Source organism: Streptomyces sp. NPDC042336, from assembly GCF_055581985.1.
Genome location: NZ_JBVJEA010000002.1, coordinates 237,575 through 260,860, shown reverse-complemented (window position 1 = coordinate 260,860; position 23,286 = coordinate 237,575). Strand labels below are relative to the sequence as shown.

The following is a 23,286-nucleotide window of genomic DNA, read 5'->3' as shown; positions in this document are numbered from 1 at the left end:
TCGTTCATCGTGTGTCCAGGCTAGCCGAGCCGCAGCTCAGCGCCGGTCGCGCCCGGCACGCGGAGCGCGGAGGCAGGATGGGGGACATGGACGCCGAGCTGTTCCCCAGGACCCGTGCCGAGACCGCGCCCGGCGCCGTCCACGTGCCGGACTGGCTGGCCCCGGGACGGCAGCGCGAGCTGCTGGACGCCTGCCGCGCGTGGGCCCGCCCGCCGGCCGGACTGCGCACGGTGCGCACCCCCGGCGGCGGCACCATGACCGCCCGGCAGGTCTGCCTGGGCCGCCACTGGTACCCGTACGGCTACGCCCCCACCGCCGTCGACGGCGGCGGCGCCCCGGTCAAGCCCTTCCCGGCCTGGCTCGACGACCTCGCCCGCCGCGCGGTGACCGACGCGCTCGGCGCCGCGGCGGTGGCACGGGAGCCGTACGACATCGCGCTGGTCAACTTCTACGACGGCGACGCCCGCATGGGCATGCACCGCGACGCGGACGAGCGCTCCGACGCCCCCGTGGTCTCCCTGAGCCTCGGCGACAGCTGCGTCTTCCGCTTCGGCAACCCCGGCACCCGCGCCCGCCCCTACTCCGACACCGAGTTGCGCAGCGGCGACCTGTTCGTCTTCGGCGGCCCCTCCCGGCTCGCGTACCACGGGGTGCCGAAGGTGCACCCGGGCACCGCGCCGCCCGAGTTGGGACTCACCGGGCGGCTGAACATCACGCTCCGGGTCAGCGGTCTCTAGGCACCCCGCGCGGACGGATCATGGGAGACTCCCCCTCATGAGCGGCAAGGCGGACCCCCGGGCGGCGGGGGAAGGTACCACCTCGAGGACGCGGCTGGACCGGGGGCGCGCAGCGCTCGGACCCGCGTTGGAGCTCGTGCACACCGGACGCGCCCCCACGAGGGCCGTCCTCACCGCGGAACTGGGCGTGACCCGGGCAACCGCCGGGGCGGTCGCCGCCGAACTGGAGGCGCTGGGCCTGATCCGGGTGGACGCCAGGCCCGGCGCGGCGGCCGGTTCCCAGGGCCGCCCCTCGCACCGGCTCTCGGTCGCCGAGGACGGGCCCGTCGCCCTCGCCGCCCAGATCCACGCCGACGGCTTCCGCGCGGCCCTGGTCGGTCTCGGCGGGCGGATCGTCGCCACCGCGCCCGGCTGCGAGGTCGTCGACGCCGACCCGGCGAAGGTGCTGGGCTCGGTCGTCGAGGCGGGCGCGGAACTCCTGCGGGAGACCGGGCGGCGCTGCGTCGGCGCCGGACTCGCCGTGCCGTCCGCCGTCGCGGAACCGGAGGGCCTGGCCCTGAACCCGCTGCACCTGGCCTGGCCCGCGGGCGCGCCGGTGCGGCAGATCTTCGCGCAGCAGGTGCGCGCCGCGGGGATCGGGGGACCGGCCTTCGCCGCCAACGACGTCAACCTCGCGGCGCTCGCGGAGCACCGCCACGGTGCCGGTCGCGGCGCCCGCGACCTGCTGTGCGTGGCGACGGGCCACCGCGGCGTCGGCGGCGCGCTGGTCCTCGACGGCCGTCTGCACACCGGCAGTTCGGGCCTCGCGCTGGAGGTCGGCCACCTCGCCGTCAACCCGGAGGGCCGCCCCTGCCACTGCGGCAGCCGGGGCTGTCTGGACGTGGAGACCGACCCGCTGGCCTTCCTCACGGCGGCCGGACGCCGGCCGGGACCCGAGGTGTCCCTGCTCCAGCAGTCCTACGACCTGATCCGCGAGCACTACGCCGACCCGGCCGTCCGCACCGCCACCGAGACCCTCATCGACCGCCTGGGCCTGGGCCTCGCGGGTCTGGTGAACATCCTCAACCCGGACCGCATCATCCTCGGCGGACTGCACCGGGCGCTCCTGGACGCCGACCCCGAACGGCTGCGCGCGGTCGTCGCCGGGCGCAGCCTGTGGGGCCAGAGCGGCGGGGTGCCGATCCTGCCCTGCGGCCTCGACCACAACAGCCTGGTCGGCGCGGCCGAGTTGGCCTGGCAGCCGGTCCTGGACGACCCGCTGGGCGTGCCGGCGTAGACGGCACGCCCAGCGGACCGGACGCCTCAGGGTGCGGGCCGGTCGCCGCCGCTCGGGGCGTGGCTGAGGTCGACGACGCAGAAGATGTTGTCGTCCGGGTCGGCCAGGACGACGAAGTCGGGGTCGGGCGGGTACAGGTCCCAGTCGACGGCCTTCGCGCCGAGCCCGATCAGCCGCCGCACCTGTGCCTGCTGCTCCTCGGCCGAGTCCGTGAACAGGTCGAGGTGGAGCCGGGGCCGCGGCTCGGGCGGCGAGTCACTGCGCAGCAGACCGAGGGCCCGCCCGGAGCCGTCCGCGTACTCCAGCGTGCGCCAGGTCTCGCTCTTCCACTCCTCCACGGCGACCAGGGGCAGCGCCTCCGTCCAGAACGCCACCGCGCGGGGGAGGTCCGTGACACCGATGACGGGGATTCCGAGTCTCAGCATGATCCCGACCCTACGTACTGCGCCAGTCCGTTGCCCAGCGACCAGTCGGCGGAGGAGTTCTCGGTCAGGGTGACGAAGACGTTGCGGGGGTCGGTCCCCGCGCACTCCTCGGCGAGCTGGGCGATCCGGCGGTACAGCGCCTGCTTCTGCCCGGTCGTCCGCCCCGCCCGCAGGGTGATCGCCACGAAGACGACGCCCTCGTCCCGGCGCACGCCGAGGTAGTCGTCGTAGCGCAGGGTGCCGCGTGTGGCGTCGTGGGCGGTCAGGACCTGGAAGCGGTCGTCGGCCGGAATGCCGAGCGTCTCGACCAGGGCGTCGTGGACGGCCCGCCCGAGCGCGTCGAGCCGCTCGTCGTCGGTGTCGCCGCCGTGGGCGTCGATGCGCACGAAGGGCATGAGTATCTCTTCTCCCGTCGGGTGGTGGCCGGTGCGCGGGCGGACGTCAGCGCCATGCGACGGCGAACGCCCGCGCCGGGTTCTCGGTGAGGACGCGCCGCACCAGCTCCTCGCCCACGGCGAGCGCCAGCCGTGGTGCCACGCGGCGCAGCAGGTACGGCATCCCCGGGCCGCCGTCGACCGACCGGGCGGACGCGGTCGTCGTGTCACCGCCGAGCAGCAGCCGGTCGCCGAACCCCGCCTCTGCGAGGTCCCGCACGGCGTCCGGCATCCGCCAGTCCGTGGCGTGATGGGCCCGCGACGGTCCGTCGAAGGCCAGCCAGCACCCCGATCGGGCGGCCTGCCGGTGCGTCACGGGGTCGGGCGAGCGGTTGAGGTGACCGAGGATCACCCCGTGCGGCGGGACACCCAACTCGCCGCACAGCAAATCCAGAACGTCCAGGGCGCCGGTGCCCAGCTCCAGGTGCACGGCGATGGGCGCCCCCGTCGCGTGGTGCGCCTCGGCCGCCGCCGACATGGTCCACCGGGCGTGCGCGTCGAGCGCGTGGAAGCCGCCCGCGACCTTGATCAGTCCGGCGCGGACCCCCGACGTCCCGATGCCCCGCGTCAGTTCGGTGACGAAGACGTCGGCGGCCCGGCCCCGCAGCGCGGTGAGCGTGTCCTCGTCGTAGTGGACGTCCTGGTGCAGTCCCGTCGCGGCCACCACGTGGACGCCGGTCTCCCGGGACAGGACCGGCAGATCGGCGGCCCGCCGGCCCAGTCCGTACGGCGTCCACTGCACCACCGCGCCCCCGCCCCGTTCCCGGAACGCGGCCAGCTCCGCCCGTGCCGCCGCCGGGTCGCTCAGCTCCTCGCCGGGCAGCCGGGGACTGGCGAAGAACAGGTGGTCATGGGCGTCGCACACACCCAACTCCCCTCCCGGCACGTCCCCGAGGACCGTGCGGACGGCGCCGCTCACCACTGCCGCCCCCTCGGCAGCAGGCCCCGCCCCGGCGCGGAGAGGTGCAGCACCTGGAAGACCTCGCCCCGCACCCCGTCGGGCGCGTCGCCCGCGTGGAGCGAGAAGTGCGCCAGCTCCCAGCGCCCGGTGTCCACGACCGCCGCCGCGAGCAGCCTCCCGTCCCCGGCCGCCAGCCGCGCGGCCTCCCGCACCGCGTCCGCCGCCACCTCCGACAGCGGCACCCCCTCCGGTACCGGCCGCCGCCGCAGTACCGCCGCCCGCGCGGGGGCGCCGGCGGCGGCGCCCTCCTCGTACGCCAGGCCCGTCCACTGCCGGACCGCGGGCCGGCCGAAGTCGTCGGTGGGCCGCTGGAAGGCGCCCCCCCAGAGGAAGGAGTTCATGCCCTCCACGGTGTGCCACAGGTAGAACGGCGCGTACTGGTTGACCGGCGAGCCGTCCTTCTCCCGCTCGCGGATCAGATACGCCTTGAGTCCGAGCCCGGGCCAGTCGTCCAGCAGGTGACCGGTGCGGGCGACCCGCTCCCTGATGACGTCCACCGGGTAGTCGGCCGGCAGGGTGAAGGTGTACTGCATGGAGTGCACGGGTCGTGAATCCTCCGGTCCTCTCGGGTGGGCGTGAAGTCCGCTAGCGCGTACGGGCGGTCGGCAGCGCGAGCAGCGAGAGCAGCCCCCGGACACCCGCGTCGAAGGCGGCCGGCGAGCCGGACGCGCGGGCCAGCACATAGCCGCCCTGGACGGTCGCGACGACGGCCGCCGCGATCTCCTCGCCGTCCAGCGAGGGAGCGAACTCGCCCTGCTCCTGGCCCTCCTCGACCAGCTGGGCGATCTGCTCGCGCAGCCAGTCGAGGGTCTCGTCCACCGGGGCGCGCAGGGCGTCGTCGGCGATCACGTCCGGGTCCATCGTCAGACGCCCGACCGGGCACCCGCGCAGCACGTCGCGCTCGCGCCGCAGATACGCCGCGATGCGCTCGTACGGCGTCCCCGGGCCGGTGAGCACGGCCTCGGCGGTGGCCCGCATCTCCTGGGCCGTGCGCCGGATCGCGGCGAGCGCGAGATCGGGCTTGCCCTTGAAGTGGTGGTACATGCTGCCCTGCCCGGCCTGGGCCCGCTCGAGGATCGCCTTGGGACTGGTGCCCACGTACCCGCGCTCCCAGAGCAGCTCGCGGGTGGACTCGATCAGTCGTTCCGAGGTGCTCATGCGCTCACTGTACATACCAGTAGTTACAGAAGTCGAGCGGGCCCGCGAGAGTCGGGAGAAGCAGTCGCGGACCGCCGGAGTACTCCCCGCGGCGTACGCACACTGCCGCTGGCCGTACGACGACCGGGACCCCCTCCCGGAGCGAGGCTCGGAAGCGGCACAAGGGACATCGCGACCGAGGAGTTGGACGACATGGAGACCCTGGCACAGTTCGGCGACGGCGGGCCCGGCCCGTGGATCCTGCTCTTCCCGGTGATCTGGGCACTCGTCATCGGCGGCGGCATCACCCTGCTGCGCCGCACGGTGTGGCGCGGACGCCGCGGACCGGGGCGGCCGACGACCGTCGAGGACAACTCGCCCATCACCGTGCTCGGCCACCGCTTCGCCTCCGGCGAGATCGACGAGGACGAGTACTGGCGCCGCCTGTCCGTGCTGGACGAGCAGTTCGGCCGGACCGGCAAGGGCGGTGCGGCATGACCACGACGACCGTCACCGGGGCCGCCGCCCGGGTCGTGGACGCAGTGAAGGTGTACGGCGGTGGCGACACCGCCGTACGCGCCCTGGACGGGGTCGGCGTCGACTTCCCGGCCGGCCGCTTCACCGCCATCATGGGACCCTCGGGCTCCGGCAAGTCCACCCTGATGCACTGCGCCGCCGGCCTGGACACGCTCACCTCGGGCACCGCCCGCATCGGCGACACCGACCTGAGCACCCTCGACGACCGCCGGCTGACCCTGCTGCGCCGCGACCGCGTCGGCTTCGTGTTCCAGGCGTTCAACCTGGTGCCGACGCTGACCGTCGCCGAGAACATCACCCTCCCGCTCGACCTGGCCGGACGCCGGGGCGACACCGAGTGGGTCGACGCGCTGATCGACGTGGTCGGACTGCGCGACCGCCTCCACCACCGGCCCGCCGAACTCTCCGGCGGCCAGCAGCAGCGCGTCGCCGTGGCCCGCGCCTTCGCCGGACAGCCGGACGTGGTCTTCGCCGACGAGCCCACCGGCAACCTCGACTCCCGCTCCGGCGGCGAGGTGCTGGGCCTCCTCGGCCGGACCGTCCGGCAGACCGGCCGCACGGTCGTCATGGTCACCCACGACCCCGTCGCCGCCGCCCACGCGGACGAGGTCGTCTTCCTCGCCGACGGACGCCTCGTCGACCGCATGGACGCGCCGAGCGCCGACAAGGTCCTGGACCGGATGAAAGCCTTCGAGGTGCCCTCATGAACGCCTCCGTCCGCCTGAGCGTCTCCTCGCTCAGGGCCCACAAACGCCGCTTCACCGGAACGTTCCTCGCCGTGGTCCTCGGCGTCGCCTTCCTGGCAGGCACCCTGGTCATGGGCGACACGCTCCGCGCCGGCTTCGACACCATGTTCGGCAACGCCACCGCCGGCACCGACGCCGTGGTGCGCAGCGCCGACGCCATCACCACACCGGGCGAGAGCCAGGGCGTACGGCAGCCGGTCGGCACCGACCTGGTCCGGACCGTCGAACGGGTGCCCGGCGTCGCGGCCGCCGCCCCCAGCATCCAGGGCGCGGGCCAGCTCGTCGGCGCGAACGGCGACCCGATCGGCGGTCAGGGACCACCCACCCTGGCCGGCAACTGGATCACCGACCCGGAGCTGAACCCGTACCGCCTCGCCGAGGGCCGTGCCCCGCAGCGGTCCGGCGAGGTCGTCGTCAACCGCGGCGCCGCCGAGAAGGGCGGCCTGGCGATCGGCGACACCACCACGCTGCGCACGCCCGACCCCGTCGAGGTGACCGTCGTGGGTCTCGCGACCTTCGGCGGCGAGGACGGCATGGCCCAGGTGACCTTCACCGGTATGACCAGGGCCGACGCCGAGAAGTACCTCACCGCGCGGCCGGGCGAGGCGGCGAGCGTCCAGGTGCGGGCCGAGCCGGGTGTCGGCCGTCAGGAGCTCGTCGACCGGCTGACGCCCGTACTGCCCGAGGGCGTCGAAGCCATCACCGGCGAGGAGTCGGCCGCGGAGAACACCGACATGATCTCCAGTCAGTTCCTGACCCTGTTCACGACCTTCCTGCTCGTCTTCTCCGGCATCGCCCTGCTGGTCGCGACCTTCTCGATCCACAACACCTTCGCCATCGTGGTCGCCCAGCGCACCCGCGAGAACGCCCTGCTGCGCGCGCTCGGCGCCTCCCGCCGTCAGGTCACCGCCGCCACGCTCGTCGAGGCGGCCGTCGTGGCCATGACCGCGTCCGCCGCGGGGCTCGTGGGCGGCATCGGCATCGCGGCCGGACTCCAGGCCCTGTTCCCGGCGATCGGCTTCCCGTTCCCCGAGGGTGCCCTGGTGATCAGCGCGTTGTCACTGCTGCTCCCGCTCGCCGTCGGCGTCGTGGTCTGCCTCGGCTCCGCCCTGCTGCCCGCCGTCCGGGCCGGCCGCACCGCACCGCTGGCCGCGCTGCGCGAGTCGGCCGTCGACACCTCCGGCGCCTCCCGCCCGCGGACGCTCATCGGCACGGGGACGCTCGGCCTCGCCCTCGCGGTGACGCTCGTCGGGGTCCTGCTCTCTCCGTCGGTGTGGCTGGCGGGACTGGGCGCCGTACTGACCCTGGCCTCCTTCGTGGTGCTCGGCCCGGTCGCCTCGGCCACCGCCGTACGCGTCCTCGGAGCCCCGCTGGATCGGCTGCGCGGCGTCACCGGAGTCCTCGCCCGGCGCAACGCCCTGCGCAGCCCCAGGCGGACCGCGGCCACCGCCGGGGCGCTGATGATCGGCGTGGCGGTCGTGTCCCTGTTCACCGTGTTCGGCGCCTCCCTCAAGGCGACCATGGACCAGACCGTCTCCCGGTCCTTCGCGGGCGATGTCGCCGTCAGCGCGCCCTCCTTCGGCGCGGGCGGCAGCGGCCTCAGCCCGCGGCTGGCCGGCGCGGTCCAGGAGCTGCCCGAGGTGGACACCGCCGTCGGACTCGGCCGGGGAGTGGCGGAAGTGGACGGCCAGGGGCGGGCGTTGACCGTCACCGACCCGGTCGCCCTGCACCGCACCTTCGACCTGGGCACCGTCCACGGCTCACTGGACGGCCTCGGCACCGACGGCATCGCGGTCACCGAGAGCGAGGCGGAGAAGCGGGGACTGGCCACCGGCGACACCACGCGCCTCACCTTCACCGACGGGCGCAGCGGGACGTTCACCGTCCGCGCGGTCTACGGACGGTCCGAACTCGCCGGCGACTACGTCATCACCCGCGCCGCCTGGGCCCCGCACCGCACCCAGGACTCCGACACCCTGGTCGCCGTCGCCTTCGAGGACGGCGTGGGCGCGGACGCGGGCAAGGCGGCGGTCGAGAAGGTCGCCGCCCGGTACGGCGACCCCGAGGTGCAGACCCGCGACGAGTACGCGCGGTCCTCGGCGGGCGGCATCGACATGATGCTGACCCTCGTCTACGCGCTGCTCGCCCTCGCGGTGCTCATCGCGCTGCTCGGCATCGCCAACACCCTGACCCTGGCGGTCCACGAGCGCACCCGCGAACTCGGCCTGCTGCGGGCCGTCGGGCAGACCCGGGCCCAGTTGCGGGCCATGGTCTGCTGGGAGTCCGTCCTGGTCGCCGCCTTCGGCACGGTCGGCGGGCTCGGGCTCGGCGCCTTCCTCGGCTGGGTCCTGGTGGCGGCCTCCGACGGCGCCTCGGACAGTGCCTTCGCCTTCGCCGTGCCGCCCGCGCAGCTCGCGGTGGTGGCCCTGGTCGGCCTCGCGGCCGGCGCCCTGGCGGGCCTGCGCCCGGCCCGTCGCGCAGCCCGCCTGGACGTACTGCGCGCCGTGGCCACGCAGTAGCCCACGCCGCGCCCGGCCGGTACGGCACCCGCCCTTCACCGCAACCGGGGATGCCGTACCGGCTGCCGGGCTGCCGGGCTGCCGGAGCGGCGGAGGCGGGCGACGGAGGCTCCGGGCGGCGACGGCCCGTGTCCCGCATCGACCGCTCCCCGGCCGGGCAGAAGCAGGTCCGGCAGGTGGGTGCCCACCCCGACCGGGCCCGTCACCGCACGCCCCGCCCGGCGTCCTTCCGGCTGGCCGACATACGGTCAGAGACCCGCCACGCAGCGGCGGTTGCCGACAGCGGAAGGCGCCGGCCCGCTTTCCCGACGTCGGCCGGCACCGTGCCGCACGGTCCGCGGCAGCGGACGGTCACCGCCCGGTCAGCCGACAACGGCCGACCGGGCGGGAGCGGGTTGGGGTCTGCCGACCTCGACCGCGTGCTCGACCTCGGCGAACGCGGCGGCCGGCACCTCCTCGACCAGACGGCGCGACGGGCGCGTGGCCCCGGGCGGCGCGGTGAGCGGCGCGGCGGTGACCGCCGTGGGAAGCGTGAACCAGACGACCTTGCCCGACTCGCCGTCCGGCCGGACGCCCCAGCTCTCGCTCATCGCGGCCACCATGGCGAGTCCGCGCCCGCAGGTCGCGAGGGGCTCGGCGTCGTCCACGACGGGCAGCCGCGGATCGTGGTCGCGCACCGAGACCGTGAGCCGGTCCAGGAGCAGTTCCATCTCCACGGTGCACGTGTTGTCGGGCCTGGCATGCAGGTGGACATTGGTCAGCAACTCCGTCACGCCGAGCACCGCCCGGTCGATCAGGAGATCCATATGCCAGTAGCGCAATTGCGCAGATACGATTCTGCGGACCTGGCCGATCCGCGACGGCAGGGCTTGGAGCTCCACCGTGCAGTGTCTGCTTGGGTGAGTGATCACGGCTGCGACTCCCCGACATAGAGGTCCGGAAGAACACGGAGTTCGGATCCAGCGAGGCGCACATGGCGCACGCCGCCCGCTGTCATGGCCGGCGGGCTGGTTCGCAGCGTTATCGCCGGTAAACCCAGAGTGACGTGAGACCAGCGTGACGCAAGGGGTGAGGCACCGCAACTTACGGACATCTCTCAGGCGCGGTGTCCGGCCGCCCTGCGCACCGCCTCGATGAAGCGGTGGGCCGCGGGCGGGCCCGGCTCGCCGGGAGCCGGGTCGCGCTCGCCGAGGGTCAGCAGGTACCGCTTGCCGTCGAGGTCGGCCAGTGCCCGGTCCTGCGGGGCGAACCACGGGCGTGAAGCGCGCACCGACTGCACCGGCGCGCTGTCTATCTCGCTGCCGTAGCTGGTGAGCAACTCCACCCGGCCACCGCTGATCCGGACCGTCCCGGCCCGGGTGAGTGAACGCAGCCGCTTGCCGATCCGCACCCCCGTGGCCCTGAACTCCGGCTCCGCCATGCCCGTCGCCCCCTCGTGCGCGTCGGTCCCCTGCCGCTGGCAGTCTGCCCGCACCGTGCTCCGAGCACCAGTACGCGCCGCCCGTTTCCGGGGTCGGCCGGAGCACTCGCGCGAATGCGCCCCCGCCGCGCGCCCGCCGCGTCGGCGCCGGTGCCCCAGGGGTGCCTTTGAGGTGCCCAAAGGGGTGTTTATGCAGGTGAGAAGCGTGTGGAAGGTGTTTATGATCCAGGTGTCGGCCGCGCTGTTCCGCCGTCGGCGCCGCAGCGTAAGGAGCCCTTGAAGTGAGCACAGACCGGCAGACCGCCACCGGCGCCACCCTCGACGTCGACCACAGCGACGCCGCCTACCGCGCCTGGCTGAAAGAGGCCGTCCGCAAGGTCCAGGCCGACGCCAACCGCTCGGCCGACACCCACCTGCTCCTGTTCCCGCTCCCGGAGCACTGGGGCATCGACCTGTACCTGAAGGACGAGTCGACCCACCCGACCGGCAGTCTCAAACACCGGCTCGCCCGCTCCCTGTTCCTCTACGGCCTCTGCAACGGCTGGATCCGGCCGGACCGCCCGGTGATCGAGGCGTCCAGCGGCTCGACGGCCGTCTCCGAGGCATACTTCGCGAAGCTGATCGGCGTGCCCTTCATCGCCGTCATGCCCCGCACGACGAGCACCGAGAAGATCCGCCTGATCGAGTTCCACGGCGGACGGTGCCACTTCGTGGACGACTCCCGGCGCATGTACGAGGAGTCGGTCCGCCTCGCGGCGGAGACCGGCGGCCACTACATGGACCAGTTCACCTACGCGGAACGCGCCACCGACTGGCGCGGCAACAACAACATCGCCGAGTCGATCTTCCGGCAGCTGCGGCTGGAGCGGTACCCCGAGCCCTCCTGGATCGTCGCCACGGCCGGCACCGGCGGCACCTCGGCGACCCTCGCCCGCTATGTCCACTACATGCAGTACGACACCCGCGTCTGCGTCGCCGATCCGGAGAACTCCTGCTTCTTCGAGGGCTGGACCACCGGCGATCCAGACGTCGCCTGCGACCGGGGCTCCCGGATCGAGGGCATCGGCCGGCCCCGGATGGAGCCGAGCTTCGTGCCCGGCGCGATCGACCGCATGATGAAGGTGCCGGACGCGGCGAGCGTCGCCGCCGTGCGGTCCCTGGAGCGGGCCATCGGCCGCAAGGCGGGCGGCTCCACCGGCACCGGGCTGTGGAGCGCGCTGAAGATCGTCGCCGAGATGGTGGCCGCGGGGGAGCGGGGCAGCGTCGTGACGCTGCTGTGCGATCCCGGGGACCGGTACCTCGACAAGTACTACTCGGACGCCTGGCTCGCCGGACAGGGCCTCGACATCGAGCCGTACACGGCGGCGATCGAGTCCCTGCTGCGCACGGGCACCTGGCCCCGCTGACGACCGGCGCGCCGGGCTACGGACGCCGCAGCCGCCGGTCCAGCGACGTGACCGCGCCCCGGAAGGCCCTACCCAGCCGCGGACGCGCCCGGTCGAGGACGAAGCGGAACGGCGCCGTACCGTCCGCCGCGAACGTCCACCGCACCCGCGTACCGGTACCGGCCGGCGTCAGCCGCCACTCCTCCAGCAGGGCCCGGGCGCCCGGCGCGTTGGTGACGTCGACGCGGTAGGCATACACCTCCGGCCGCTCGGCCGCCAGCACCGTCTCCACGAAACGCGCGCCGCCCCTGAGCCGGATCTCGCGCCCCGCGCCCTCACCGATGGGCCGGGCGAACGTCACCGCCGAGAACCAGGCGGTCCAGCCGGGCACGTCCTCGGCCAGGGCGCGGAAGACGGCGTCCGGGGCCGCGGAGATCTCCCACGCGAAGACCAGGCGCACCGGCGCCGTCTCGACGAAGTCGAGACCCACCGGACGCAGACGGCGAACCATGGACACAACCCCCCTGTGCGAAGCCGCGGGTGGCGGACGATCGGTCGGGTGGCGCCACGATAGACCCGGGCGCGCCGGGTGTCAGCGGGGCGAGCGCCGTACGGCGGGCCCTCGGACCGGCGCCTCGCCCGACAGGAGGCTCGGGCTCCCGCGGATGCCGACGTCAGTCCGCAGCGGGCTCCGGCTCGCCCGCCACGACCAGCCCGAGGTGCTCGGCGACTTCAGCGCGAGCCTCGGCGGACAGTCCCGAGTCGGTCACGAGCGTGTCCACCTGCTCCAGCGCGGCGAACGAACTCAGGCCCACGACACCCCACTTGGTGTGGTCCGCGACCACCACGACACGCCGTGCCGACTGCACGAGACGCCGGTTCGTCTCGGCCTCCGCCAGGTTCGGCGTGGACAGACCGGCCTCGGCCGATATCCCGTGCACGCCCAGGAAGAGCAGGTCGAAGTGGAGCGTCGCGATCGCCTGGTCGGCGACCGGGCCCACCAACGAGTCGGAGGGCGTGCGCACACCGCCGGTGAGCACCACCGTCGCCCCGCCCTGCCGCGCCCCCGAGGTGCGCTGCGCCACGTGGAACACGTCGGCCACCCGCACCGAGTTGGTGACCACCGTCAGATCCGGCACGTCCACCAGCCGGTGCGCCAGCGCGTACGTCGTCGTACCGCCCGACAGGGCGATCGCGGCGCCCGGCGCGACCAGCTCCGCGGCGGCCCGCGCGATGTCCTCCTTGGCGGTCGGCTCCAGACCCGACTTGGCCTCGAACCCCGGCTCGTGGGTGCTCGCCTCCGCCACCGGGACAGCGCCGCCGTGCACCTTCTCCAGCACACCCTGCCGGGACAGCGCGTCGAGGTCGCGGCGGACCGTCATGTCCGACACGCCGAGCTTGCGGGTCAGCTCGTTGACCCGGACACCGCCCCGGCGGCGCACCTCGTCGAGGATCAGGGCGCGCCGCTGCTCCGCGAGGAGGTTCGGATTCTCACTCACGTACGCTTCGGTCCTTTCGCCGCACAACCGCCCGACACGCCGACGCACTCGCTCTGATGAGGGCTTCTCCCCGCACCCGTGCGCGGACGTCCCATCCTCGCACGCCCCGCCACGGCCCGCGCCACCGCCCGCCCGGCGCCACCTGTCACACGGATCGGGGAGATTCCGTGCCGAGGGGTGTACGACGCCCGCGGACGGGAGATCCTGTGCCCGCACGGACACAGCCGACGGCGCGTCACGGGGGAGTGCGGACAGTGAAGAAGGCGCAGGAGCGGGCCGGGACGGGCGGGACCGACGCGAGGAGCGGCACCGCCCTGGAACTCCTGGTCCACGGAGTGGGCGGTACGACACCCGCCGAGATGCTGGACGACCCGCGGACCGTGCGGGTCACCGGCGACCACGTCGCGGCCGTCTTCCGGCGCACCGAGGACGCCGACGCCGAGTCCCGGCCCGAGGACTACCGGGGCCGGCCGGTGCCCGAGGCCTACGTCTGGTGCAACCTCACCTCCGGCAACGGCTCCCGCGCCCTGTGGCTGCTGCTCCTGCCCTTCATGGTGGTCAACATCGCCCACTGGATGCGGCCCGCCGCCCGCGGCCGGATCCGCACGGTCCGCCTCTACGGGCTGCTGCTGCGGCTCGCGGGCCTCACCCTGACGGTGCTCCTGGTCGCCGCCGCCTGCGAGGTCGCGCTGGACCTCGTGGCCTGGCAGTGCGCGGGCACGCGCGCGTGCGCCGAGCGGCACACCTGGCTGGGCTTCCTGTCGCCGGTGATGTCGGACGGCGGCTGGTGGAGCACGCCCGGCCGCAGGCTCGCCCTCGCCGCCGCGGTGCCCGCCGCGCTCACCGGGCTGCTGTGGTACCTGTCGCTGCGCACCTGGCGGGCCTACGAGTCCCAGCAGCCCATGGACCGCGAGGCAGGCCCCGGGGAGGACCCCCGCCACGCCGCGCTCAGCCGCCCCGGGTTCTGGTACGGGCGCCGTCTGGTGGCCCGGCTGCGCGCCGCGCACACCGCCGCCGGACTGCTGACCGTCGCCGTCGGTGTGGCCGCGCCGGCGGCCCGCTTCGACCGCCGGCCGGGCGGGCCCGCGCTGCTCGACACGCTGGGATGGCTGCTGCCGGCGGCGCTGGCCGCGGGGGCGGTCGCCGTCGTCGCGGTGGTGTGCCGCCGGGGCCGCAGCGAGCGGCGGCTCGACCGGCGACTCGACGGGCACCTCGTCCGCCGGCTGCCGCTCGCCGCCCTCCTGCTGTTCGTCCTCGCCCTGGTGTACGGCGGCTGGGCCCGCCCGGAATGGACGTCGGAGGGCCGGCTGGCCGGTGACACGGCCTTTGGCGGCATCGCCCTGGTGCAGGGGCTCCTGGTCATCGCGCTCGCCGTGGTCGCCCACCTGCTCCACCGCAGCCGCCCCGACGCCCGCGCCGCGATCCGGGGACTGGGCGGTCCCGCCGTCGCCATGCTGGCCTGCGCGCTGGGCGGCGTGATGTCCGGCGGCATCGCCCAGCGCGTCGCCGACTGGCTGGACGGCACCGGCACCTTCCTCGACGGCCCGCCCGTCCTGCTGACCTGGCAGGCGTCCGTCATCCCGCCGCTGCTCGTCGTCGTGCTGCTGATGTGCGCCGCGCTCGCCCGGCACACCCTGCGCCTGGCCCGCGCGGAACGGGACGCGGTGGAAGGCGACCACCCGGGGGAGGCCGGCGATCCGGGCCGGACCCGGCGCATCGCGCTCACCCGCGCCATGGCCGGCCTCACCGACCGGGCACCCCTCCTCGTCGCCATCACCTCCGCCGCCACCCTGCTCCTGGGCGCCGGAGCCCTGGTGGGCGCCCTCACGACCGACCAGGTGCCCGGCGAGGCCGCGCGGGGGTCGTACACCGTTGTCCAGGGAGCCGCGCAGACCGCGCAGGAGCTGGGCTCCTGGCTGATCGGCCTCGGCTTCATACTGTTCGTCACCTGGGGCAGGCGCGCCTACAAGGACGCCTCCGCGCGGCGCACCATCGGCATCCTGTGGGACGTCGGCACCTTCTGGCCGCGCGCCGCCCACCCCTTCGCACCGCCGTGCTACGCCGAGCGCGCGGTGCCCGACCTGACCTGGCGGATGGCGACCTGGACCCGCGCCACCGGCGGCCGGCTCGTCATCTCCGGGCACTCGCAGGGCAGCGTCCTCGCCGCCGCGGCGTCCTGGCAGCTCGAACCGTCCGCCCGCAGGCGCGTCGCCCTGCTCACCTACGGCTCCCCGCTGGAGCGGCTGTACGGCCGCTGGTTCCCGGCCCACTTCGGTCCCGAAGCGCTCGCCTCGCTGCACGAGGAGGTCGACTGCTGGCGCAACCTCTACCGGCGCACCGACCCCATCGGCGGCCCGATGCGCCTGCCGGGCGACGCGGGCCCCGCGGTGGACCGCGCGCCCCTCAAGGACCCGCTGACGTACGGCAGGACCGAACTCCATCCGCTGCCGGCGCCGGTCCTCGGCCACTCCGACTACCAGGCGGACCCGGCCTTCGCCGAGGAACGCGGACGGCTGCTGGCCCGGCTCCGGCCAGAGGTGCCGGCGCCGCGCCACACCGGCGCTGCCGCGGCGTCATCCGTCCCGGCGGCGGACGACGCGACCGAGGGCTGCTGACGCCCGGGCCGTCACGGCAGCTCGGGGAGGTCGTCGGGGTACAGCAGGGTCAGGTCGTCCGTGCTGGGGTCGGCCAGCTGGGCGACCCGGCTCGCGTGCCGCTCCACCATCGCCTCGAAGGTCTGGCGGGCGGTGCGGCCGTTGCCGAAGGCCGGGCCCTTGGGAATCTCCGTGAAGTACTTCGTCAGCGCCTCGGCCGCGCCCGGCGCCAGCCGGTACTCGTGCTCGTCGGCCTGCTGCTCCACGATCCGCAGCAGCTCCCCCGGGCCGTAGTCGCCGAAGGTGATGGTGCGTGAGAAGCGGGACGCCACACCGGGGTTGGCGGACAGAAAGCGCTCCATCTCCGCCGTGTATCCCGCGACGATCACGACGACGGCCTCCCGCTGGTCCTCCATCAGCTTGACCAGCGTGTCGATGGCCTCCTTGCCGAAGTCCCGGCCCGCGTCCTCGGGGGAGAGCGCGTACGCCTCGTCGATGAACAGCACGCCGCCGTGCGCCCGCTGGAACGCCTCCTGGGTGCGGATCGCCGTCGAGCCGATGTGCTCGCCGACCAGGTCCACCCGGGACACCTCGACCAGGTGGCCCTTGTCCAGCACGCCGAGCGAGGCGAGGATCTCGCCGTACAGCCGGGCGACGGTCGTCTTGCCGGTGCCCGGGGAGCCGGTGAAGACCAGGTGACGCTTGACCGACGCGGCCTTCAGGCCCGCCCGCTGCCGGCGCCGGCCCACCTCGATCATGTCGGTGAGCGCACGCACCTCGCGCTTGACGCTGTCCAGGCCCACCAGGGCGTCCAGTTCGCCCAGGACGGCCTTCGAGGTCCGCGCCGGCTCCTGGGCGGCGGTGCCCGCGATCAGCGGCTCCTGCTCCGTGGTGCGCTGCCCGGGGATCGAACCCAGCAGCCCGGGGGACTGTGCCGTCGTCTGCACCACCGGCTCGGCCGCGGCGGGCGCCGTCAGGCCGGTGCTCTCGTCACTCGTGCAGTCCTCGACGAGCGGCCCGGAGTCGTACGCCGTGTCGGGGCCGCCGTCCGCGAACTCGTACCCGCCGCGCGCGCACCGCTCCGTGCGGCACTTCTTCAGCGTCGTACGGCACCCGTCGATCACGTGGAAGCCGTAGCCGGCGCTGCCGGTGACCCGGCAGTTCAGGAAGCTGCCGCGGCCTCCGGCCGACACGTAGACACCCGCCTCGGAGGGCGAGTCCACCGTGCAGCGCTCGATCGTGGGGTCGGCCCCCTTGGTGACGATCACACCGGTGCGATTGCCGTCCAGGGCGCAGTTGTTCAGGGTGCCGCCGCTGCCGTGGTCGCGGAACCAGGCGCCGGTGGCGGCGTCCCGGATACGGCAGTCGTCGAGCTGCGCGGTGGCGCCGTCGCTCACCGACACGGCCGTGTTGCGCACCTGGGAGAGGTCGCTGTCGACCACGTCCACGCGCGAGCCCCGGTCCAGGACGAACAGCGCGTCCGGCACGTCGTGCACCCGGCAGGAGTCGAGCACCGCGGTGGCGCCGTCGCTGATCCAGACCGCCGGGTAGTCGCCGGTGCTGTCGAAGATCTCGCACTGGTTGGCGTCCACCCGGGTGCCCGGGTCCCACACCGACAGACCGTTGCGGCCGAACTGCCGCACGCTGGTGCGGGTCAGGGTGAGGACCGAGCGGGACCTGAGGTCGACCGCGTTCTCCGGGATGTCGTGGATGCGGCAGTCGGCGAGGGTGAGCACCGCGTCCGTGTCCAGCGTGACGCCGTCGCCGGTGGTGCGGTGCACGTCGCAGTCGGTCAGGTGGGCCGTGGCCCGGCCGGTCACCTGCACGCCGCTGCCGCGGACCTCGTAGACCTCGCAGCCCACGGCCTCCAGGGCGGAGCCCTCGCCGGTCGCCGTCAGCCCGGAACCCGCGGCGTGGTGCACCCGGCAGCGCTCCAGCCGCGGGTGGGCCCCGGAGCGCACCGCGACGCCCGCCTGGCCGGCCGCGACGACCTCGCACTCCTCGAACACGCCGCCCCCGCCGTCCAGGACGGCGATGCCGACACCGGCCGGATTGTCGACGGTGCAGCGCCGCACCGTGGGACGCGCGCTGCCGCGTACCTCTATCCCGGAGGCGGAACGCGCGACGACCCTCAGGCCCAGCAGCTCCGGCGTGCCGTCCTCGACCAGCACCGCGGGCGCCGCCGCGTCCTGGCCCTCGACGTGCAGGTCCTGGATCACCGCCGAGGCGCGCACGGTCAGCGGGACACCGTCCAAGGGCGCGATCCGGACCGAGCCCTGGGCGCCCTCGGGTCCGCGCAGGGTCACCGCTCGCTGGACGACGAGGTTCTCCCGGTAGGTCCCGGGGGCGACGGTGAGGACGTCACCGTCGGCCGCGGCCTCCAGGGCGGCGGCGAGCGATGCGTACTCACCCGTGCGGCGCCGCCACCGCGAGGTGCCGGTGTGCGTCACCTGGACCGTGCCCTGTGCCATGGCGTTGCTGTGCCCCCACCTCGTCGTACGCGGGTCGTCGCCGATTCGGTTCGGCCGGTCCACCGTAGCGTGCGCGCAGGTGGTGAGTTGACCGGAGGCCGAAGCCCGTCAACTGCCCGCGCCGGTCCTGCCCCAGTCCGGTCCCGCCCGCTGCCACTCCTGCTCCAGGCGCGCGTACCGGCGGCGGACCAGGCGCCAGACCACGATCCGCCGGGCGGTCTCCACCAGGGCAGCGGCCGCCACCGCGGTGCCGATCCCGGCGAGCACGGCGTGTGTGGTCGCGGTCGCGGAGTCCAGCGGGCGGGCCGCCTCGCGGCCCCGAGCGTCCGTCCACATCGCGAACCGGTCGCCGCTGTCCGGACGATCGATGCCCACCAGGACGGGCCCCTCGTGCCGCGAGCCGTCCGGCCCCCTCCAGGCGGCGAGGACACGGCTGCGCAGCTCTTCGCCGGAGGCACCTTCGGGGTCGACGGTCAGGGGCGAACGCTCCAGGGCCCGCACCACGGTGGCCGTCACCCGGTGCCGCGACTCGTGCTGTTCGCGCACGGACCGCTGCAGGGCGCTCTGTGCCGTGCCGCCCACGAGCACGCCTGTCAGCGGCGCCACGAACACGGTCAGCAGCAGCGCCGTCAGGGCCACCCAGGCCTCGGCCAGGTCGCTCGCGCGGCACAGCGGATTGCCCCGCCACCGCCACAGACCACTGATCGCCCGCACACACGGACCCCCTTCCCGCTCCGCTCCACCCCTCTCGAGCCGTTCACGCGGATCCCGGGCGGACCGGACCGCGGGGGCGCGTGGTCCCCGCTCGGTGGCCCGTCACGGCCCGGGTTCTCATGAACCTCTCACGAATCCCAACGCGCGGACCCCGCACCGGGTTCCCGTCACCGGGCCGTTTGTCCGGAACCGGAGCACGGCCCGGGCGAGCGGCCGGCCCTCACTCGATGATCCGCACCGGGTCGCCGACCTGGACCGTGCCGCGGCCGAGGGGGACCAGGTTCTGGCCGAAGACCAGTCTGCCGTCGACGCGCCGGTGCCGGCCGAGGCTGTGCAGGGGCTCGGCGCCGCGGTCCGCGGTGCCCTGGTCGGTGGTTGTCACGACGCACCGCCCGCACGGCTTGGCGACCCGCAGGACGACCTCGCCGACGGCGACGCGCGACCAGTGGTCCTCGGCCCAGGGCTCGGTGCCGGAGACGACCAGGTTCGGCCGGAAGCGGTTCATGGGCAGCGGGCCCTCGTCCGCGTGCTCACCGCGCGCGATCAGGGAGTTGAGGGCGTCGAGCGAGGCGGTGGTGGTCAGCAGCAGCGGAAAGCCGTCCGCGAAGGAGACGGTCTCGCCCCCCAGCGCGTACTCGGGGTCCACGGGCCGGCGGGTGGCCGGATCGTCCAGGTGCACCAGCCGGACGTCGGTCCCCAGCAGCGCGCTGCACCAGGCGTGCGCGGCCTCGTCCTCGGCGGGGAGCGCCTCCACCTTGTCCCGGAAGATCCGCACAGTCACGGTGGCGCCCGCGCGCGGGACCGGCACCGTGAGCGGCGGCGTGCCGGGCGCGGACAGCCGTACGCCGCCGCCGGGCAGAAGCTCGGCGGCGGCCAGGGCGAGGCGCGGCTGCCCGCGTTGCGTGACGACCTTTCCCCCGTCGTCGATCAGCATCCAGCGTCGGTCTCCGGCCGGCCCCCAGGGCTCCACCACGGCCTCCTGGAGCGACAGGCTCCGGAACGCCTTGACCGGATGGACGTGGATCGACTGCAGTCGCGCGTACCCCATGGGGTCATCGTGCCAGGTGGCACCGACGGCCCGGAGGACGGCTCAGTAGCCGCGGTACTGCTGCTGGTTGTACGGATCCTGGTACGGCGCGGGGGCCGGCCGGGGAGCCGCGGGGCGCATCGCCTCGTACCCCGCGGGAGCGGGCGCGGCCGGGCGGGGCTGCTGTGGCTGCTGGGGGCCCGGGTAGCCGCGTGGCGCGGTCGCCTGGTGCGGGATGTACGCGGCGGGGGCCTGCTGGAGCGGGGCGGGCTGCGGGGCCTGCTGCGGGTATCCGTAGGAGGGCTGCGAGGGGCCCGCCGGCAGGGCGGGCAGGGCGGACGGCAGCGCGGGCAGATGGCTGTTGCTCGGCATGTCGTACGCGGCGGGGACCCGGATCGGGGCGATCTGCGGTGTGCCCCGTTCGGCCACGAGCGAGTCGTAGATCGGGGTGTCCGGGAAGGAGGCGGAGTAGTAGCCGCCGCCATAAGTGGAGCGGGGGGAGGTCATGGCCATAAGTTAAGCCCACGATGTGCTGGTTGGGGAGACCGATAAGAGGGTTGTTTTCCGTGTCCGCAGTGACCGGGCATCCCCAATGCGAGCGAACTTGGCAAAATGGGGCGTCGGGCCACGCGATTGTGCGGTAAAGGCCGAGTTCCGGGCGGGTTACCGGCGGTTGGCCGAAGCTTCTGCCGGACTCTTCTTCTGGGGCGGGTGGCCCGGAGAATAGGTTGTGCGTCAGGAACTCGACGATTCGCCGGGACACCACCCGGTTCGGTGACACGTGATGGGGGCGGACATGTCAATGTCGAAAGGGTCCAACACCCCGGTGCCGACGACGGCGCTGCGGGTGGAACTGGGCTGGCGGTCCGGACCCGGCGTGCCCGACGCGGACGCCTCCGCCCTCCTGCTGGTGGGCGGCAAGGTCCGTTCGGACGCGGACTTCGTCTTCTACAACCAGCCGGCCCACGCCTCCGGATCGGTCCGTCACGAGGGCAAGCGGGACGCCGGCGGCCGGGTGACCGACAGCCTGCTCGTCGACCTCGCGCGTGTGGAGCCCGCGATCGAGACCGTGATCCTCGCCGCCTCCTCGGACGGCGGCCGCTTCGGGCAGGTGCCCGATCTGTACATCGAGGTGCGCGACGCCACGCAGAACACCGTCGTGGCCCGCTTCGACAACCCGGGCGCGACCGTCGAGACGGCCTTCGTGCTCGGCGAGTTCTACCGCCGCCAGGCCGTCTGGAAGTTCCGCGCCGTCGGACAGGGATACGACAGCGGACTGGAGGGCCTGGCCACGGACTACGGCATCTCGGTGGACGAACCCCAGCACGCGCCTCCGGCCGCCGCGCCCACACCCGCGCCCGCCCAGCCGGCGCCGATGGCCCCGCCGGCCTTCCCTGCCACGCCGCCCCCGCCGGCACCCCCCGCGCCTCCCGCGACGCGGCCGGCCGCCGCTCCGCCCCCGGCGGCCGCGCCCTCCGCCGAGCCGGTCCGGCTGACCAAGGTCACGCTCACCAAGGCGGCGCCCTCCGTCTCGCTGGCCAAGCAGGGCGGCACCTCCGGTGCCATGCGCGTCAACCTCAACTGGCAGGTGCGCAAGCAGTTCTCGGGCTGGGCCCGCAAGCTCGGCCGCCCGGTCGCCATGCACGACGACCTCGACCTCGACCTGTGCTGCCTGTACGAACTGAGCGACGGCAGCAAGGGCGTCGTCCAGGCACTCGGCAACGCCTTCGGGGCGCTGCACCAGCCGCCGTTCATCCACCTCGACGGCGACGACCGCACCGGCGCCGTGTCGACCGGCGAGAACCTCACCATCAGCCTCGACCACCAGCGGTACTTCCGGCGCATCCTCGTCTTCGTGACCATCTACGAGGGCGCCCGCTCCTTCGCCGACCTGCACGCCACGGTCACCCTGCAGCCGCAGTACGGCGCCGCGATCGACTTCTCGCTCGACGAGTGCAGCGTGCCCTCGACGGTGTGCGCCCTCGCGCTGATCACCAACACCGGAAACGACCTCGTCGTCCAGCGAGAGGCCCGCTACCTGGTGCCCGAGCGCGGCGTGAGCCCCCAGCGGACGGTCGACTACGCCTACGGCTGGGGCATGAACTGGACCCCCGGCCGGAAATGAGCCCGGGGGGCTGGGTAGGGCTCAGCCCGCCCGGCCCTCCTCGGGCACGGCCTCCGGACGGGCGTAGGTGCGGCCCTTCCAGGCCGCGCCCCGCCCCCGGTAGTGCTGCACCGCCGAGTCGACCGTCATCAGGAGATAGAGGAACGCGGTGAACGGCAGCAGCGGCGCGAGCCACGGGGGCTGCCGGTAGTAACGCAGCATCGGCAGATACGTCCCGGCCATCACCAGCCAGGCGGCGGCACCGAGCGCGGCCGTCGGGCCCCGCCCCGCCGCCAGACCGACCAGCACCGCCGCCGGCGGCACGAGGTACACCAGCGCCAGGCCGAGCACCGTTCCGGCGAGCACCAGGGGGTTGTGCCGCAACTGCGCGTACGCGCTGCGGGAGACCATCCGCCACAGGTCGTGCAGCCGCGGATACGGACGCACGCTGTCCACCCGGTCGGCCAGGCCCAGCCAGACCCTGCCCCCGGCGCCCTTGACCGCGCGGGCGAGGGCCACGTCGTCGATGACGGCGTGCCGGATGACGTCGGGAATCCGGGCCCGCTCGGCGGTGTCGGCACGCAGCAGCACGCAACCGCCCGCCGCGGCCGCCGTCCGCGTCCCCTTCTTCTGTTGACTCTGTTTCCTCTGCCCGCTCCCGGCGCGGCCACCGCCGATCCACCGGAACGGGTACAGCTGGGCGAAGAAGTAGACGAAGGCCGGCACCACGAGCCGCTCCCAGGTGCTCTCCACCCGCAGCCGGGCCATCTGGGAGACGACGTCGAAACCTCCGGTGCCCGCCGCCGACACCAACCCGCGCAGGCTGTCCGGGGCGTGGGCGATGTCGGCGTCCGTCAGCAGCAGGTACTCGGGCTCACGCGCGCGTGCCAGGGCGATGCCGTGCCGCACCGCCCACAGCTTGCCCGTCCACCCGGCGGGCGGCTCCCCGGGCGAGGCAACGGTCAGCGGCAGCCCCTCGTGCCGCCGGGCCAGCTCGCACGCCAGCTCACCCGTGCCGTCCGTGCTGCCGTCGTCGATCAGGAAGACCTCGGCCCGCCCCGGATAGTCCTGGGCGAGCAGGGACGGCAGGCTCGAGGACAGCACCGCCGCCTCGTCGCGCGCGGGGACGACGACGCACACCGGGGGCCAGACGGCGGGCTCCTTCCGGGCCGGGAGTCTGACGTCGGTACGCCAGAAGAAGCCCCGGGCGAGCAGCAGCCACAGCCAGGCGGCGAGGGAGAGGCCCGCCACGGCGGTCTCGACGGAAGTCCACACATCGGCGCTCACGTGCGCAGTCTGC

At 74.2% G+C, this 23,286-nt stretch carries 22 protein-coding genes; 8 read left to right on the top strand and 14 right to left on the bottom strand.

From position 1 onward, the window contains the following. Positions 1-86: 86 nt before the first annotated feature. Together ACZ6IM_RS06180 and ACZ6IM_RS06175 are read left to right on the top strand one after the other, a co-directional pair. Complete coding sequence (locus tag ACZ6IM_RS06180; RefSeq protein ID WP_469555240.1) at positions 87-737, top strand: alpha-ketoglutarate-dependent dioxygenase AlkB family protein; 651 nt, start codon at positions 87-89, stop codon at positions 735-737. Positions 738-774: 37 nt separating this feature from the next. Further along, the gene (locus tag ACZ6IM_RS06175; RefSeq protein ID WP_052837160.1) at positions 775-2,013 is read left to right on the top strand and encodes an ROK family protein; all 1,239 of its coding nucleotides are present in this window, start codon (positions 775-777) and stop codon (positions 2,011-2,013) included. 26 nt (positions 2,014-2,039) lie between these two features. Here the strand turns inward: ACZ6IM_RS06175 and ACZ6IM_RS06170 are convergent, their stop codons facing one another. The 5 genes from ACZ6IM_RS06170 to ACZ6IM_RS06150 are packed head-to-tail and all read right to left on the bottom strand — an operon-like array spanning position 2,040 to position 4,991. Continuing rightward, positions 2,040-2,438, bottom strand: coding sequence for a VOC family protein (locus ACZ6IM_RS06170; RefSeq protein WP_052837161.1), 399 nt, complete (start codon positions 2,436-2,438; stop codon positions 2,040-2,042). Then, positions 2,432-2,833, bottom strand: a complete 402-nt coding sequence (locus tag ACZ6IM_RS06165; RefSeq protein ID WP_469554525.1) for a tautomerase family protein — start codon at positions 2,831-2,833, stop codon at positions 2,432-2,434. The genes ACZ6IM_RS06170 and ACZ6IM_RS06165 overlap by 7 nt, the downstream gene beginning before the upstream one ends. Before the next feature lie 46 nt (positions 2,834-2,879). After that, the gene (locus tag ACZ6IM_RS06160) at positions 2,880-3,791 is read right to left on the bottom strand and encodes a phosphotriesterase family protein (protein WP_052837363.1); all 912 of its coding nucleotides are present in this window, start codon (positions 3,789-3,791) and stop codon (positions 2,880-2,882) included. Then, entirely contained in the window at positions 3,788-4,375 is a 588-nt protein-coding gene (locus ACZ6IM_RS06155; RefSeq protein WP_469554524.1) for a DUF4865 family protein, read from the bottom strand. The genes ACZ6IM_RS06160 and ACZ6IM_RS06155 overlap by 4 nt, the downstream gene beginning before the upstream one ends. 43 nt (positions 4,376-4,418) lie before the next feature. After that, a complete protein-coding gene (locus tag ACZ6IM_RS06150; RefSeq protein WP_469554522.1) occupies positions 4,419-4,991 on the bottom strand; it encodes a TetR/AcrR family transcriptional regulator in 573 nt (190 codons plus the stop codon). 192 nt (positions 4,992-5,183) lie between these two features. Between ACZ6IM_RS06150 and ACZ6IM_RS06145 the strand changes: the two genes are divergently transcribed. Genes ACZ6IM_RS06145 through ACZ6IM_RS06135 form a run of 3 tightly spaced genes read left to right on the top strand, consistent with a single transcriptional unit; the run spans position 5,184 to position 8,772 of the window. After that, positions 5,184-5,468 (top strand): SHOCT domain-containing protein, encoded by a 285-nt coding sequence (locus ACZ6IM_RS06145; protein ID WP_052837165.1) that lies wholly within the window; start codon positions 5,184-5,186, stop codon positions 5,466-5,468. Next, positions 5,465-6,214, top strand: coding sequence for an ABC transporter ATP-binding protein (locus tag ACZ6IM_RS06140; protein ID WP_052837166.1), 750 nt, complete (start codon positions 5,465-5,467; stop codon positions 6,212-6,214). Before ACZ6IM_RS06145 ends, ACZ6IM_RS06140 begins: the two co-directional genes overlap by 4 nt. Continuing rightward, entirely contained in the window at positions 6,211-8,772 is a 2,562-nt protein-coding gene (locus tag ACZ6IM_RS06135) for an ABC transporter permease (protein WP_469554520.1), read from the top strand. The genes ACZ6IM_RS06140 and ACZ6IM_RS06135 overlap by 4 nt, the downstream gene beginning before the upstream one ends. Positions 8,773-9,134: 362 nt before the next feature. Here ACZ6IM_RS06135 and ACZ6IM_RS06130 read toward each other — a convergent pair whose 3' ends face one another. Together ACZ6IM_RS06130 and ACZ6IM_RS06125 are read right to left on the bottom strand one after the other, a co-directional pair. Further along, the gene (locus ACZ6IM_RS06130) at positions 9,135-9,683 is read right to left on the bottom strand and encodes an ATP-binding protein (RefSeq protein ID WP_469554518.1); all 549 of its coding nucleotides are present in this window, start codon (positions 9,681-9,683) and stop codon (positions 9,135-9,137) included. 185 nt (positions 9,684-9,868) lie between these two features. Then, the gene (locus tag ACZ6IM_RS06125) at positions 9,869-10,192 is read right to left on the bottom strand and encodes a hypothetical protein (RefSeq protein WP_052837169.1); all 324 of its coding nucleotides are present in this window, start codon (positions 10,190-10,192) and stop codon (positions 9,869-9,871) included. A gap of 281 nt (positions 10,193-10,473) precedes the next feature. Here ACZ6IM_RS06125 and cds1 point away from each other — a divergent pair, with 281 nt between their 5' ends. Continuing rightward, positions 10,474-11,598 (top strand): L-cysteine desulfhydrase Cds1, encoded by a 1,125-nt coding sequence (gene cds1 / locus ACZ6IM_RS06120; protein WP_469554517.1) that lies wholly within the window; start codon positions 10,474-10,476, stop codon positions 11,596-11,598. A gap of 16 nt (positions 11,599-11,614) precedes the next feature. Here cds1 and ACZ6IM_RS06115 read toward each other — a convergent pair whose 3' ends face one another. Further along, positions 11,615-12,088, bottom strand: a complete 474-nt coding sequence (locus ACZ6IM_RS06115) for an SRPBCC family protein (RefSeq protein WP_052837171.1) — start codon at positions 12,086-12,088, stop codon at positions 11,615-11,617. Positions 12,089-12,251: 163 nt separating this feature from the next. Beyond that, a complete protein-coding gene (locus ACZ6IM_RS06110; RefSeq protein WP_052837172.1) occupies positions 12,252-13,076 on the bottom strand; it encodes a DeoR/GlpR family DNA-binding transcription regulator in 825 nt (274 codons plus the stop codon). Positions 13,077-13,330: 254 nt separating this feature from the next. Between ACZ6IM_RS06110 and ACZ6IM_RS06105 the strand changes: the two genes are divergently transcribed. Then, positions 13,331-15,691 carry a hypothetical protein gene (locus ACZ6IM_RS06105; RefSeq protein ID WP_052837173.1) on the top strand — a complete coding sequence of 787 codons (2,361 nt, stop codon included), beginning with the start codon at positions 13,331-13,333 and terminating at the stop codon, positions 15,689-15,691. 11 nt (positions 15,692-15,702) lie between these two features. Here ACZ6IM_RS06105 and ACZ6IM_RS06100 read toward each other — a convergent pair whose 3' ends face one another. From ACZ6IM_RS06100 to ACZ6IM_RS06085, 4 genes are all read right to left on the bottom strand, one after another. After that, the gene (locus ACZ6IM_RS06100) at positions 15,703-18,141 is read right to left on the bottom strand and encodes a right-handed parallel beta-helix repeat-containing protein (RefSeq protein ID WP_052837174.1); all 2,439 of its coding nucleotides are present in this window, start codon (positions 18,139-18,141) and stop codon (positions 15,703-15,705) included. Between the two features lie 108 nt (positions 18,142-18,249). Then, positions 18,250-18,855: an Rv1733c family protein gene (locus ACZ6IM_RS06095; protein WP_469554516.1), complete on the bottom strand. Its 606-nt coding sequence runs from the start codon at positions 18,853-18,855 to the stop codon at positions 18,250-18,252. A 220-nt stretch (positions 18,856-19,075) separates the two neighbouring features. Then, positions 19,076-19,903, bottom strand: coding sequence for an MOSC domain-containing protein (locus tag ACZ6IM_RS06090; protein WP_052837176.1), 828 nt, complete (start codon positions 19,901-19,903; stop codon positions 19,076-19,078). Between the two features lie 42 nt (positions 19,904-19,945). Continuing rightward, positions 19,946-20,389: a DUF6643 family protein gene (locus ACZ6IM_RS06085; protein WP_052837364.1), complete on the bottom strand. Its 444-nt coding sequence runs from the start codon at positions 20,387-20,389 to the stop codon at positions 19,946-19,948. A 295-nt stretch (positions 20,390-20,684) separates the two neighbouring features. Between ACZ6IM_RS06085 and ACZ6IM_RS06080 the strand changes: the two genes are divergently transcribed. Then, positions 20,685-22,007, top strand: a complete 1,323-nt coding sequence (locus tag ACZ6IM_RS06080) for a TerD family protein (protein ID WP_469555237.1) — start codon at positions 20,685-20,687, stop codon at positions 22,005-22,007. 21 nt (positions 22,008-22,028) lie between these two features. Here the strand turns inward: ACZ6IM_RS06080 and ACZ6IM_RS06075 are convergent, their stop codons facing one another. After that, positions 22,029-23,273 (bottom strand): glycosyltransferase, encoded by a 1,245-nt coding sequence (locus ACZ6IM_RS06075; protein ID WP_469554514.1) that lies wholly within the window; start codon positions 23,271-23,273, stop codon positions 22,029-22,031. Positions 23,274-23,286: the final 13 nt, after the last annotated feature.

Excerpts from the sequence above, each read along its gene's own strand:
- ACZ6IM_RS06180 (WP_469555240.1), top strand. The coding sequence starts at position 87 with ATGGACGCCGAGCTGTTCCCCAGGACCCGTGCCGAGACCGCGCCCGGC.
- ACZ6IM_RS06175 (WP_052837160.1), top strand. The coding sequence starts at position 775 with ATGAGCGGCAAGGCGGACCCCCGGGCGGCGGGGGAAGGTACCACCTCG.
- ACZ6IM_RS06170 (WP_052837161.1), bottom strand. The coding sequence starts at position 2,438 with ATGCTGAGACTCGGAATCCCCGTCATCGGTGTCACGGACCTCCCCCGC.
- ACZ6IM_RS06165 (WP_469554525.1), bottom strand. The coding sequence starts at position 2,833 with ATGCCCTTCGTGCGCATCGACGCCCACGGCGGCGACACCGACGACGAG.
- ACZ6IM_RS06150 (WP_469554522.1), bottom strand. The coding sequence starts at position 4,991 with ATGAGCACCTCGGAACGACTGATCGAGTCCACCCGCGAGCTGCTCTGG.
- ACZ6IM_RS06145 (WP_052837165.1), top strand. The coding sequence starts at position 5,184 with ATGGAGACCCTGGCACAGTTCGGCGACGGCGGGCCCGGCCCGTGGATC.
- ACZ6IM_RS06140 (WP_052837166.1), top strand. The coding sequence starts at position 5,465 with ATGACCACGACGACCGTCACCGGGGCCGCCGCCCGGGTCGTGGACGCA.
- ACZ6IM_RS06135 (WP_469554520.1), top strand. The coding sequence starts at position 6,211 with ATGAACGCCTCCGTCCGCCTGAGCGTCTCCTCGCTCAGGGCCCACAAA.
- ACZ6IM_RS06125 (WP_052837169.1), bottom strand. The coding sequence starts at position 10,192 with ATGGCGGAGCCGGAGTTCAGGGCCACGGGGGTGCGGATCGGCAAGCGG.
- ACZ6IM_RS06115 (WP_052837171.1), bottom strand. The coding sequence starts at position 12,088 with ATGGTTCGCCGTCTGCGTCCGGTGGGTCTCGACTTCGTCGAGACGGCG.
- ACZ6IM_RS06100 (WP_052837174.1), bottom strand. The coding sequence starts at position 18,141 with ATGGCACAGGGCACGGTCCAGGTGACGCACACCGGCACCTCGCGGTGG.
- ACZ6IM_RS06090 (WP_052837176.1), bottom strand. The coding sequence starts at position 19,903 with ATGGGGTACGCGCGACTGCAGTCGATCCACGTCCATCCGGTCAAGGCG.
- ACZ6IM_RS06085 (WP_052837364.1), bottom strand. The coding sequence starts at position 20,389 with ATGACCTCCCCCCGCTCCACTTATGGCGGCGGCTACTACTCCGCCTCC.
- ACZ6IM_RS06080 (WP_469555237.1), top strand. The coding sequence starts at position 20,685 with ATGTCGAAAGGGTCCAACACCCCGGTGCCGACGACGGCGCTGCGGGTG.